At 50.1% G+C, this 13,740-nt stretch carries 9 protein-coding genes; all 9 read left to right on the top strand.

Annotated elements, in window-relative coordinates; translation table 11 throughout:
• The first annotated feature begins 16 nt into the window (after nt 1-16).
• The gene (gene glmU / locus PPL9_RS08870) at nt 17-1,375 is read left to right on the top strand and encodes a bifunctional UDP-N-acetylglucosamine diphosphorylase/glucosamine-1-phosphate N-acetyltransferase GlmU (RefSeq protein WP_057462366.1); all 1,359 of its coding nucleotides are present in this window, start codon (nt 17-19) and stop codon (nt 1,373-1,375) included.
• 171 nt (nt 1,376-1,546) lie between these two features.
• A complete protein-coding gene (glmS, locus tag PPL9_RS08865) occupies nt 1,547-3,373 on the top strand; it encodes a glutamine--fructose-6-phosphate transaminase (isomerizing) (protein WP_057462365.1) in 1,827 nt (608 codons plus the stop codon).
• A gap of 103 nt (nt 3,374-3,476) precedes the next feature.
• Entirely contained in the window at nt 3,477-4,307 is an 831-nt protein-coding gene (locus PPL9_RS08860) for a heteromeric transposase endonuclease subunit TnsA (RefSeq protein ID WP_057462364.1), read from the top strand.
• Between the two features lie 110 nt (nt 4,308-4,417).
• The gene (locus PPL9_RS08855; protein ID WP_161831252.1) at nt 4,418-5,875 is read left to right on the top strand and encodes a DDE-type integrase/transposase/recombinase; all 1,458 of its coding nucleotides are present in this window, start codon (nt 4,418-4,420) and stop codon (nt 5,873-5,875) included.
• Complete coding sequence (locus tag PPL9_RS32795; protein WP_200962196.1) at nt 5,875-6,198, top strand: hypothetical protein; 324 nt, start codon at nt 5,875-5,877, stop codon at nt 6,196-6,198. The genes PPL9_RS08855 and PPL9_RS32795 overlap by 1 nt, the downstream gene beginning before the upstream one ends.
• An 18-nt stretch (nt 6,199-6,216) precedes the next feature.
• Nucleotides 6,217-7,530, top strand: a complete 1,314-nt coding sequence (locus PPL9_RS08850) for an AAA family ATPase (protein WP_200962194.1) — start codon at nt 6,217-6,219, stop codon at nt 7,528-7,530.
• A 384-nt stretch (nt 7,531-7,914) separates the two neighbouring features.
• Entirely contained in the window at nt 7,915-9,165 is a 1,251-nt protein-coding gene (locus PPL9_RS08845; protein WP_057462362.1) for a site-specific integrase, read from the top strand.
• 92 nt (nt 9,166-9,257) lie between these two features.
• Nucleotides 9,258-12,650, top strand: coding sequence for a type I restriction-modification system endonuclease (gene hsdR, locus PPL9_RS08840; RefSeq protein ID WP_208989257.1), 3,393 nt, complete (start codon nt 9,258-9,260; stop codon nt 12,648-12,650).
• Between the two features lie 49 nt (nt 12,651-12,699).
• A partial coding sequence (locus tag PPL9_RS08835; protein WP_208989256.1) for a class I SAM-dependent DNA methyltransferase occupies nt 12,700-13,740 on the top strand: 1,041 nt, incomplete at its 3' end.

Here is a 13,740-nt window from a genome sequence, read left to right as displayed (position 1 = left end):
TTCCCACGGGGTTTGCATGTCCAATAGTTCTTGTTTGGCAATTGTTCTGGCTGCTGGATTAGGAACGCGTATGCGTTCGGCCTTGCCAAAGGTGATGCACGAAATTGGCGGATTGCCACTTGTCGGACATGTCCTGAATTCTGTTATGCATGCTGGTGCTGATAAAGTCGCTGTTGTGGTTGGCCCAGAGATGGCGAAGCTGGAAGAGCATGTCGCCCTGCGCGCTCCACACGCGACCTGTCATGTTCAGGTTGACCGACTGGGCACTGCGCATGCTGTGAAAGCTGCCAAGGAGGCTTATAACGACGCCTCTGATCATGTTCTTGTTCTTTTCGGAGATACTCCGCTTGTGAAGGCTGACACGCTGCACCGTTTGCGCGAGCGCTTGTCTGGCGGGGCGGATGTTGTTGTGCTCGGCTTTGAAGCTGAGAACCCATACGGTTATGGTCGCTTACTTGAAAGTGATGGCGAACTTGTTGCGATCCGAGAGGAAAAAGAAGCAACAGATGAGGAACGCAGAGTCACTCTTTGTAATGCGGGTATCATGGCGTTCAAGGGCAAGGCTCTGCCTGATTTGATTGCTGAAATCAAAAACGACAACGCCAAGGGTGAATATTACCTGACGGATGCCGTTGAGGTTGCGCGCAACAAAGGGATGAAGGTTGTTTCTGAACTTGGTGATGAAAAAGAAGTTCAGGGCATCAATAACCGGGCTCAACTTGCCTCCTGTGAAGCTGTGTTCCAGCAAGTCCAACGCGAAACTTTCATGGAAAACGGTGTGACATTGCGCGCACCAGAGACCGTCTATTTCTCATTTGATACCGAGATTGAACCGGATGTCATTGTGGAGCCGAATGTGGTGTTTGGCCCGGGTGTACATGTTGATGGTGGAGCTCGTATCCGTGCGTTTTCTCATCTGGAGAATGCGCATGTGAGTAATGATGCGACCGTTGGTCCTTATGCCCGGCTGCGTCCAGGTGCTGAGATTGGCGAGGGGGCTCATATTGGCAATTTTGTTGAGATCAAGAATGCAAAGGTTGAGGCTGGTGCAAAGGTCAATCATCTCTCTTACATTGGTGATGCGCGCATCGGTGCGAAGTCCAACATTGGAGCGGGTACAATCACCTGTAATTATGATGGCTATCTGAAACATCACACAGATATCGGCGCAGGCAGTTTTGTTGGCTCAGACAGCGTGCTTGTTGCCCCGGTTAAGCTGGGTGATGGCGCTTTTGTTGCTGCCGGATCTGTGGTGACCTCTGATGTGCCAGCGGACGCATTGGCGATTGGCCGAGGCCAGCAGGTCAACAAAGAAGGGCGTGCTGCTGTAATGCGTGAAAAGCTTGCCGCGGCTAAAGCTTCAAGAAAGGGCTGAGTAATATTGATGCACATTGCTGAGGTTGGCGGTGTGCTTACTCAATTATCCTCAAGCTGTAACGAAACGAAACACGGATTGATTTCCCTCGCATAGAAGCATCAGGCTAAAGACTTGGCCTAAAGTTGATGCTCGCACCAGTTGCGAGGTGGGAATTCAAGGAGAACATATATGTGCGGTATTGTCGGAATTTTGGGGCAGACACCTGTTGCACCATTGCTGGTAGATGCGCTGAAACGGCTTGAGTATCGCGGATATGACTCTGCTGGTATTGCAACTGTCCAAAATGGTGAGTTGGTTCGCCGTCGTGCGAAAGGGAAACTGCGCAATCTGGAAGCTGTGCTGGAAGGCAACCCTCTTGGCGGCGTGAGTGGCATTGGCCACACTCGTTGGGCGACGCATGGTGCTCCGACTGTTGAGAATGCACATCCACACGCTTCTGACGGTGTGATGGTGGTTCACAACGGTATTATCGAGAATTTCCTCGAGTTGCGTGAAGAGGTGCGCAGTGCGGGAGTGAAGCTTTCCACTGAAACGGATTCTGAAGTTGTTGCGCATCTCATATCACTGGAAGTGAAAAGCGGTAAGTCTCCGCAGGATGCTGTTGCTGCCGTTCTTCGCCGCCTGAAAGGTGCCTTTTCGCTCGCAATTTTGTTTGCTGATCAGGATGATCTGATGATTGGCGCACGCCGCGGCTCGCCGCTTGCTGTTGGGTATGGTGAGGGCGAAATGTTCCTCGGCTCTGACGCAATTGCGCTGTCTCCGTTTACTGACCGCATCAGTTACCTTGAAGAGGGTGACTGGGTTGTTGTGACACGCGCTGGCGCACAGATCTTTGATGAAAACAATGTTGCTGCCGAGCGGGCTGTTCACACATCCAGTGTGAGTTCTACCATGATGGACAAGGGCAACTACCGTCACTTCATGGCAAAAGAAATTCATGAGCAACCAGAAGTCTTAGGTCATGCAATTTCGCAGTACCTGAAGTTCAATGAGGGTAAAGTCACTCTGCCTGAGGGGAATGATTTTGATTTCTCCAAGATCAATCGGCTTGTGATTTCCGCATGCGGTACTGCGTATTACGCGGGTCTGACTGCAAAGTATTGGTTTGAGAAATATGCTCGCCTTCCAGTAGACATCGATATCGCTTCGGAGTTCCGTTATCGCGAAATGCCTCTGGGCGAAGGTGATCTGGCTCTGTTTATTTCTCAGTCCGGTGAAACGGCAGATACCCTTGCATCGCTGCGCTACTGTAAAGAGCAGGGCATGACCATCGGCGCTGTGGTGAACGTGCCTGAGAGCACGATTGCACGTGAATCTGATCTGGTGTTCCCGATCTTTGCTGGGCCGGAAATTGGCGTTGCGTCTACGAAAGCCTTCACCTGTCAACTGGCTGTTCTTGCCAGTCTTGCTGTTCTTGCTGGTCGTCAGCGTGGAAACTTGAGTGAAGATCATGAAAAAGAGTTGGTTGGTGCACTTTCTGAGCTACCTGCACACGCGATGCAGGCTTTGAAGCTGGAGCCACAGATCGAAAAGCTGGCACCGTGGATGTCCAAGAAGCATCATGCGCTGTTCCTTGGCCGTGGCACGAGCTTTCCGCTGGCGCTGGAAGGGGCTTTGAAGCTGAAAGAGCTTTCCTACATTCATGCAGAAGGCTATGCAGCAGGCGAGCTAAAGCACGGCCCGATTGCGCTGATTGACGAGAACATGCCGGTTCTGGTTGTCGCCCCATTCGATGGTGTTTACGAAAAAACTGTTTCCAACATGCAGGAAGTGGCAGCTCGTGGCGGCGAGATTGCTCTGTTCACAGATGAAAAAGGCGCCGAGGCTGCAGGTGTTGCTGCTGACCAGATGATCATTCTGCCAGAACTTCCTGAAATCGTTGCACCACTCATCTACGCTCTACCACTGCAAATGCTGTCCTACCACACCGCTGTCTTCATGGGCACAGACGTGGACCAGCCACGTAACCTGGCGAAATCCGTTACGGTTGAATAGTTGCTCAGAAAAACTGTTGGTTTTTGTCAGTAAGTAATAAAGTTCCATACTGAAACCGCCGGTATTATGCTTGCTTTGCGAACAGTGACCGGCGGTTTTTTTCATGGCAGGTAAGAGTAAAGCGTTTTCTGACGCCAAGTTTGCAAAGATGATCAAAGAGAGACGGGGCAGTGGTGAGTATTCTGAATACAAGCCCTGGCTAACGGTTCGGGATTTACCGTCTCTTGGAAGGGTACATAGCGTCTTCGGTCATAAGTCGAAGAGAACCCATCACCTGCTGTCTGACCTCGAACTTTCAGTGTTCCTGCTGCTTGAATGGCATAGTGAAGTTACGCAAATCCGCGAGCAGTTCCCCCTTGAAAGAGATGATACGTGCAAGCTGGCGCTCGAAGCCGGAACTAAGCATCCTAATCTAGCTGGCGTTGACCAGTATATGCCCTCTGACTTCTTGGTGGACACGAGTGATGAGCAGACACCTAGATTTGCCTTACAGGCGAAGTATAAAGACGCGCTGCAAGACGCTCGCACAATTGAAAAACTAGAGTTAGAGCGGCGATACTGGCAGGCAAAGGGTGTGCCGTGGTACCTTATCACGGAACGCGAAGTGCCAGCTGTCGTTACCAAGAATATAAAGTGGGTCCACCCGGCAATGCGGGAGGAAGAAGGCCGTATTGAGCTAACGCTAGAGCAGATGGAATTCTACGGTCATCATTTTAAAAATAACCCAAACAAGACAGTAATCTCCATCTGTAAGGACCTGGACATGGCCTATGAGTTGCCACCTGGCCAGTCTCTTCAAGAGATACGACAGCTTTTAGCCAAGCGATACTTCACCTTCGATATCTTCGTTCCAATCACTAAGCTCAAGGCGAAAGAGCTGGAAGCAGGAGATCTGGGTTTTATCCGGGAGGCGTATCTTGTTTCAAATCAATGAAGTGCTGAGTTTTGATTAACGCCGCTACCGCATTTTGCAGCTGATGGGCGAGCACTTGGTGTGGATCGATATAGATGACAAGTCGGCTTTTCCCGAGATCGCATCGACTGATGAGCTCAGATCCCCCCTCAGAAGAACTGCCGTCCAACTGGCAGATGGTGCATTTCTACAAGCGCGAGTACCAGCAGGCTGATACACTGAAGAAACGGGTGTCTGCAATTGAGTACAACAAGGATGTCAGACCTTTACGCAGCACCGCGAATACGCAGGTGCTCGGACCGGGTTCCCGCTATGAGATCGATGCGACCATAGCCGACATTTACCTGGTATCCGACAGTGAGCGCGGCAATATCGTTGGCCGGCCTGTGGTGTACATGGTGGTTGATGTATTGAGCCGCATGGTTGCCGGCTTTTACATCGGCTTCGAGACACCCTCTTATGCTGCGGCGATGCAGGTTCTCTTTATGGCGGTAACCGAAAAGACAAGCTACTGCAAGGAAATGGAGTTCGACGTTGACATCAACGACTGGCCAAGCGTTGGTGTTCCCGATGCTGTCTTAGCCGACCGGGGCGAACTGCTTGGGCACCAGATCGAAAATCTTGAGAGCAATTTCTCTGTCAGGATAGAGAACACGCCACCCTACAGAGGTGATGCGAAAGGCATTGTTGAACGAAACTTCAAAACAATTCAGAGTTCTTTTGGTCCCTTTGTACCAGGCCATGTATCCAGTAGCACAATTAAGAAACGCGGTGGCAAGGACTATCGGCTGGATGCTAAGCTGTCGGTAAGGGATTTTTCTCAGATTATCCTGTCGTCCGTGCTTTGCCACAATCAATACGCCGTCCTTGAGAAGTACGACAGGGAGGCTGACATGCCGACGGATCTTCCTGCCACACCGATCCATTTGTGGAACTGGGGACTACAGCACAGGACCGGGCGCCTGCATCAGTCTGATCCAGATGCGCTTTGTATAGCCTTACTGCCGAGAAAAAGAGCAACTCTTTCAGAGCTTGGGGCCCGTTTGTTTGGGGTCTATTATTCATCAACAGAGTTCCTTCTGCTTGGATGGACGCATCGCGGCGCTCATGTAAAGCGTCCAGCGAGCATTGAAGCTGCTTACGATCCTTTGGTCGCAGACCGGATTTACCTGTTCCCGGAAAAGGGCAGTAACAAGTATTGGATCTGTAACCTTTCCGAGCGTTCTCGCGAGTTCCGCGGGTGTTCGTTCTGGGATGTGTGGCAAGCCCGGGATGAGCAGAAGAATACAGCAGCGACTGCCAAGGTGCAGTTAAAAACCAAGAAACGCCAGCATGAGGAGTTCGTGATTGAAAAGATTGCTCATGCTGAGAAGTCTGCGCCCGACACTTCGGCGGAACCCAAAGTGCAGCGGATCCGTGCCATCAATGAGAACAAGCGTCACGAAAAAGCAGGGGAGCGCGCAAAGAAGGCACATCGTCCTGAGGCTGAAAGTGAGCGTAAGTCAGGTGAGATAGTCCACCTTGCCCAGCCTGAAGCGGACCTAGATTATCCTGATTTCATTGACGAATTGTTTGAGGATGATGACTGATGCCGTTGCCGGAAAACTTCGTTGAGGCTGTATATGTTGATCCGGGCCTGGAACGCTATCGTGACAATCCATTGATTGAAGCGCTGCCACCAATCATGGACCTTTCTACGCTTAAGAAGAAGTTAGTTGGAAAGGTTGCTTTCAGGCCGCAGGATTGTTTCGAAAAGGGGCATATTCGTGCTCATCAGATTAGCGCTCTTCTAGACGATTTCTTTCAGCCTTTGTCTATGCATAAGCAATTGGAAGAAAAAATTTCAATTATGATCCGGGGTGGTTATGTAGGGTGCAATATTACCGATGGCTCTCTGAACAGGAGGATGTAGGAGGGCTACCAGAGGATCATGTCGGGTGCGGCAGATGACTTTCAGTTTGCTCAATCAAAGTCCACGGTGAAATGCTTCTCGCTGATCGGATGCTCAGGGAGCGGCAAAAGCTCGACGATAAATCGGATTCTGGCAACTTATCCGCAGGTCATCTACCACAAGCAATACAATTTTATTCAGCTGCCTTACCTTCGGATCGAATGCCCGTCTGATGGCTCTTTAAAGAGCTTGTGCCTGAATTTTTTCCGTGAGGTGGACCGCACGCTGAGCACCGCCTATGAGGAAAAGTATGCCCGCAAGCGGCACAGTACAGAAGTGCTTCTTTCTCTGATGGGGCAAGTTGCAACGCAAAGGGCTGTTGGCGTGTTGGTCATTGATGAAATCCAGCGACTAACGCTTAAGAGGTCTATCAGCAAGGAAGCTATGCTGGAGTTCTTTGTTGAGCTGGTGAACAAGGTTGGTGTGCCAGTGGTTATGGTCGGCACTCCCAAGGCGAGACCTATATTTGAAATGGAGTTGCAGGCAGGCAGGCGCAGTGCCGGTTTTGGGTCTCTGTTTTGGGAGCCGATGCAGCGCGGCCCTGTCAGAGTAGATCCCAATACAGGAAAGCAGAGAATGACAGAATGGCAGGCCTTTACTGACAAACTGTGGCGATACCAATGGTTATCTCAACGCGATGAGGTCTTAAGTGAAGAAATCCGCAATTGCTGGTTTGAGCTGTCGCAGGGTGTGATCGATATCGTGGTGAAGCTGTTCGTCCTTGCTCAGTTGCGGGCGATTTCCACGGGCTTGGAGCGGATTACGGTAAAGCTGCTGCGTACAATCTATGAACAGGAACTCAAGCCAGTGCATCCGATGTTAGACGCACTGCGTAGGGGAGATCCTGACGCAATTGTCAAATACTCTGACCTGCAGATGCCTGCGATAGACAAACGCCTTCTTGAATTACGGAAGTTAATCGATGAGCGGCAAGAAGAAAGAGAAAGTGAAGACGCATTCAACGGCAATGAAAAAGCCAAGAAGCTGTCTACTTTTTTGCAGGCAATGGGGTGCGATTCAAGGTTGCTACAGCCTTTAATAACAAGCGCCTTCAAGAAACATCCGTACCTTTCTTTACCTGACTTGGTTCAGATCGTTCTGGGCTGGTACTCTGCCACGGTACAACCGAAAACAACTAAAGCTGAGATAGTCAGACTTTCAGACTGGCATTCGCTGCCATCGGATGACTTCAGGTTCAGGTTTTCTCAGGCGGAAAAGGGATGTCTTTATGATGAACTGGCAGCAGGCAAGGAGCTGTTCGACGTTTCTAGCTGGTTAAAGAGCATGGGATGACATGTTGGGCTTTCCCCTACTTTATTGCGGTGAACTGATCTACAGCACGATTGCAAGTTGCAACTCACCGTCACTTACACTCTACTACGATTCAGTACTATGAATCAATGAGTTGTAGAAAATTATTTGCTCCTGCCTACCTTGCATTTCGCTGCGAAACTCGTACATTTGCTTACAATATGCTGACAAGAAACGGTAGGCATAGCGCAAGCGATCTGTAGGGGGATGAGGCCGTGTTTTGTACGTGGCCATTAGAGAAGCCCAAAAGGTCGTCACAAGCTGTCAGGCCGTCAGAAGCAGCAGTAATCGGGGAATACTTTTAACGTCTATTTTCGCATGTGAGGTGGTTCTTGTCACGGACCGTCAGCGGGAGAGTTTTGTCTGATGCCCAATGTTACGAAGCGGACGGTTGATGCAGCCAAGCCAACAGCGAAGAAGTACTTCGTCTGGGACGGTAAGCTCTCGGGATTTGGGCTGCAGGTGATGCCAACCGGACGCAAAACCTTCATTGTCCAATATCGCACACTAGAAGGGCGCTCTCGCCGTCTGACACTCGGAAAATACGGAGAGCTGACACCAGATCAGGCGAGGGGACTGGCTGTTGATGTTTTGGCCAAGGTGCGCAATGGGGAAGACCCAACCGTTAGTCGCAAGATCATTCGCAACGCGCCGACGGTTGATGATTTGCTGGACATGTATCTGAGTGAGCATGTTGAGGTGCACAACAAACCAAAATCTCTTGTTGAGATACGGCGTATTCTTGAACGGTGTGTGCGTAAGCCTTTAGGCAAAGCGAAACTAGCCTCTGTTACACGGCAGGATATCTCCAAGCTGCATCGTTCTATGCGCAGAACCCCACGACAAGCAAACCATGTGCTGGCGATCATCTCCAAGGCGTTCAATCTGGCTGAGGTGTGGGGCTTAAGGCCTGAGCACAGTAATCCTGTGAGATTGATCAAACGCTATAAGGAAAATGAGCGCGACCGGTTTCTATCCGGTGAGGAGTTACAGCGCTTGGGTAAGGCGTTGGAGCTTGCAGAGAAGGAAGGGCTCCCGTGGATCATCAAGGCCAAGCCGGAGCACACAAAGCATCTGCGTAACGATATCGAGAAGCGGCGGACACCAGTGAACCCGATGGCGCTCTACTGCCTCAAGCTACTGCTCTACACAGGTGCGCAGCTGATGGAGATAGCTTCTCTTGAATGGAAGCATGTGGACTTTGAAGAAGGGGCTATTGCCTTACATTCGAAGAAAGGGGATGGCCGCAAGCCTCATCCGGTAAGTGGGAATGTGCTCGACATTCTCTCCGATATACCGCGCTTGGATGGTTCGCCCTATGTGCTTGCCCGCATCAATGATCCAACACGACATATTACCAAGGAACTGGTCGAAAATGCATGGCAGCGCGTGCGTCATCATGCAGATATTCCAGATGTACGCATTCATGATCTGCGCCACACGGTTGGCACCTTCGCTGCGCAATCAGGAAGCAACGCTTTCCTCATCAGCCATCTCTTACGCCACCGCGACGTGACCATCACCAACCGCTATGTGAACCATGATGCTCATCCTATCCGGGTACTATCGGAGACCGTGGGAGAGCGGATCGAGGCAGGATTGAAGGGAGGGGAATGAGACTTTACTCAAATTTGCAATAATAGGTTGTAGATCGAGATTGAGCATATTAATTTATATTATTGATTCATATCCGTTTTTTGGTGCTCATGATGTCACAGTCAAATTTTCTTCACCTAAAGACCCTCAACTCTGATCTTTGCCGCCTTGGCATGGTTGCAGAGCAGGTGTTTGCGCTGGATGCGAATACCTGCCTTATCAAAACACGACAGTATACAGAGTTTATGGTGAAGGATGTGGCAGCTCGTGCTGCTGCCTATCGAGCAGAAGACAAAGAAACTGCTTTTGCGCTCCTTAACCGGTTGAGCCGTGACGGGATTTTGCCCAAGCAAGTTGCTGATATTTTCCATGCCGTTCGAAAGCCTGGGAACGATGCCGCCCATGGCGTTGAGGGAACGTCTAGCCAAGCGCTCACTTCGCTTAAATTCTGTATGGTGTTAGGGGTCTGGTATCAGCGTTGCTATGGCCTAGACGCAAATTATGAGCCACCGCCGTTCATCGTACCCAAAGTACCAAAGGTATTATCTGTCGAGCTTGCTGCAGAAATCGCCGACTATAAAGAACATTCGAAGGTGTTTGAAGACCGCCTAAATAAATTGGCGAAGAGCGACGAAGAAAGAGCAGCGGAGATTGATCAAGTTCGTCAGGACGCTGAGCGAGCGGTGAATTCTGTTAGTGACCTTGAAAAGCAAAATGCTGAACTTGAAAAGGCCGTTGCAAAGCTTCAGGCAAAAGCTGAAGAGAAAACTGAGCAGCAGTTGCAAAAGCTTAAGATGCTTGGCCAGAACGCAGCTGCGAAGCTTGAGCTAAATGAGAATGATACACGCAAGTTGATTGATCGTCAGCTGCAGGATGCTGGCTGGGAAGCCGATACTTCTACTCTTCGCTACTCATCTGGTGCTCAACCTGAGAAAGGGCGGAATCAGGCAATCTCTGAGTGGCCAACTGAGGGTGGTCGTGTTGATTATGCTTTGTTCGTTGGTCTTGAATGCGTTGGGGTCATTGAGGCAAAACGGCAATCTGCTGATGTTCCCAGTGTGTTACAACAGGCTGATGAATACGCACACAAGATCAAGCTAGAGGCCAAGCAGCTGCTTATAGACGCGCCTTGGCAACATGGGCTTGATGAACCTTATCGGGTGCCCTTCATATTTGCTAGTAATGGTCGTCCTTTCGTCCGGCAGTTTAAAACCAAATCTGGTATCTGGTTTAGAGATGTTCGCTCGCACACTAATCATGCAAGTGTGTTGCCTAGTTGGTTTTCACCCAAAGATTTAGCCGATAAGTTAAAGCAGGATACCGAGCACGCCAATAATGCGCTTGCTGAAGAGGCTTTTGGGCAGACCAGCCTGCGCCCTTACCAAGAAGAAGCTATTGATGCGGTTGAGAAAGAAATCGCAGCTGGAAAACGTTCTGTGCTGGTTGCAATGGCAACGGGTACGGGCAAAACGCGAACCTGTATTGCGCTTATGTACCGCCTGCTGAAAACTAAACGTTTCAAACGTATTCTTTTTCTGGTTGATCGCACCGCCTTGGGGGATCAGACGACTGACGCCCTCAATACAACGGAGTTTGAGGGCTTTTACAAATTCTCTCAGATTTATAATGTGGCTGGGCTTGATCAGAAACTTCCCGATGATGCAACGCAAATACACGTCGCTACGGTGCAGTCCCTTGTGGCACGCATTAACAATACAGAGGACCCCACTGAACGCCTTACTCCGGGGATGTATGACTGCATTGTTATTGATGAAGCGCACAGAGGCTACACGCTGGATGCAGATCTGCGAGAGGGTGAGGAAGATTATCGTGACGTGTCTGCCTATGAATCGGCTTATCGCAATGTGCTTAGTTATTTTGATGCAATTAAAATCGGTCTAACTGCAACACCAGCGTTGCACACACTACAGATATTTGACTGTGAGAAACCTTCTTATTCCTATGGTTATCGTCAGGCTGTGGTTGAAGGCTTCTTGATTGATCATCTCCCACCAAAACGCATCACTACCGCTCTTGCTGAGGCGGGGATTACGTTCAATGGCGGAGAAGAGGTCGAGATTGTCGATCGTCACACTGGCGAGGTCACACTTCATGATCTGCCTGATGAAGTTGAGTTGGAATATGATCTCGCAAAGTTCAACCGACGCGTTTACTCAGAGAATTTCAACCGCATTGTCTGCCAAACTGTCGCCAATGAAATTGCTCCTGATGCACCGGGCAAGACACTGATTTTTGCTGCCACGGATACTCATGCTGATGACATTGTGCGGTTGCTGAAAGAAGAATTGCGCGAGGAATACGGTGACCTTTACAATGATATGGTGATGAAAATCACCGGCTCTGTGCGCGATGCTAAAGGGCTTATCAAGAAATTCCGCAATGATCCGCTGCCTAAATATGTAGTCACAGTCGATCTTCTCACCACTGGCGTTGATATCCCTGTTCTTGCCAATCTGGTGTTTGTGCGCCGGGTGAAGAGCCGCATTTTATATGATCAGATGATTGGCCGCGCTACGCGTCTTTGCCCTGAAATTGGCAAGGAAAACTTCCGCATTTTTGACGCGGTGGATCTTTATGCTGAACTGCAGCAAATGAGCGATATGCGTCCGGTTGTTGTAAAGCCCACTATGCTATTGGCTGAGCTAATTGCGGATTTAGATCGTGCGCCCAATGCGGAGGAAGAGAACTGGGTTGCAGGGCAGGTCGTGGTGAAAATGCGAGCACTTGCAAAACGCATGGACAAATCACATCAGGAGGCGCTGAATAGCGCTATGGGCGGTGAGGCTGATACTGTCATTAATGATCTATCGTGCAAATCTGGCGCTGAAGTGAAAGACTGGCTGAACAAACATCCTCGCGCGTTGGAAAATCTCGTTCGTGCTCCGGCGAAGAAAGATCCGCTGAAAAATGGCGTGGCGATTTCTTATCATGAAGATCAGCTGCTTCATATTCGCGAAGTGTTTGGTGACAACGCTACCCCGGAAAGCTATATCGAGAGCTTTGAGACCTATGTGCGTGAGAATATGAACACCATTCCAGCTATGGTGGCTGTCACGCAAAAGCCGCGTAATCTCACCCGCAAGGAACTGACAGAGCTGGCTGCTCAATTGGATGAAGCGCATTTTTCTGAGGCTATGCTCAGGGCTGCTTATGGCCGTGCTCGCAATGCTGATATTGCCGCCCATATCATCGGGTATGTGCGCCAAGCCGCGCTAGGTGATCCATTGGTGCCGTATGCAATGCGGGTGGAAAACGCCATTGAGAAGATTATTGGCTCGCGAGATTGGAAATCTAACCAAATTCAGTGGTTGCGGCGCATTGGAAGAGCGCTGAAGGATAAGCCTGTGGCTGACCCGTCCTTGCTTAATCAGGGAGTGTTTCAGGATAAGGGCGGGTTTAAACGTATCTCGAAAGAGTTTGACGGGAAACTTGGTGATGTCCTGCAGGAAATCAACGAGGCTATCTGGACTTCTTCGGCTGCATAATCAATCTGCATAGCAAATCAAAATAAGCTCCAACTGGAAGCCATAATCCATGAATACCAATAGTATCGTCCAGAAGCTCTGGCGCTTGTGCTCCGTTTTGCGCAAAGACGGCATCACCTACCAGCAATATGTGACAGAGCTGACCTATCTCCTGTTCCTCAAAATGATGCAGGAAAAAGAGAAGGAGGAAGGTGCTGTTCCAACCGGCATGCGTTGGGTTGATCTGGTCAAAACGGATGGCCTGCCCCAGCTGGAGCTTTACCGGGATCTGCTTACCACTCTTGGCACCACTTCCTCCCGTTTAGGCAAAGAGGATGAGTTGCTTCGTAAGCCGCACGAAACAGCCGCAGATGAAGAAAAAGCAGCCTACAAAAAAGCTAAGAAAATACCGAAGATGGTGCAGGACATCTTTGAAAACTCTGCCACCTTCCTGCGTGATCCGGTCAACCTGAATAAGCTGGTAACAGAGATTGACAAGCTGGACTGGTACGACATTGAGCGCGACCAGTTTGGCGATCTTTACGAAGGCCTTTTGCAAAAGAACGCGGAGGAAACCAAAAAGGGAGCAGGGCAGTATTTTACGCCGCGTGTGCTGATTGATGTGATTGTTGAGCTGATGCAGCCGCAACCGGGTGAGCGCATTCAGGACCCGGCAACAGGAACTGGCGGGTTTTTGATTGCTGCTGACCGTTTCATGAAGGCACGCACAGATGGCTATTATGATCTGGGTGAAGAGGGCGCGAAGTTTCAAAAAGAACAAGCCTTCTACGGCATGGAAAACGTGCGTGATACCTATCGCCTGTTGCTGATGAACCTTTACCTGCACGACTTTGATACTAGTCATATTTTGGCGGGTGATACGCTTTCTCCTGATGGGGAAGCCATGTGCAAAAAGAAGGTGGATGTGATCCTCACCAATCCGCCGTTTGGTCCGGCAGGGGGCAAACCGACACGGGATGATCTTTCAGAGACAGCTAATGTTTCCAGCTATCAGCTGATGGGGTGGATGGCTCCTGCTCCCACCAACGCCGTAATGCGTCATACTGCAGTTGTCATGGACAGCAAACGAATGGAGCCACCCCATGCAAGT

Source organism: Pseudovibrio sp. POLY-S9 (assembly GCF_001431305.1).
Taxonomy (GTDB): Bacteria; Pseudomonadota; Alphaproteobacteria; order Rhizobiales; family Stappiaceae; genus Pseudovibrio.
This window is presented reverse-complemented; position numbering and strand designations above follow the sequence as displayed.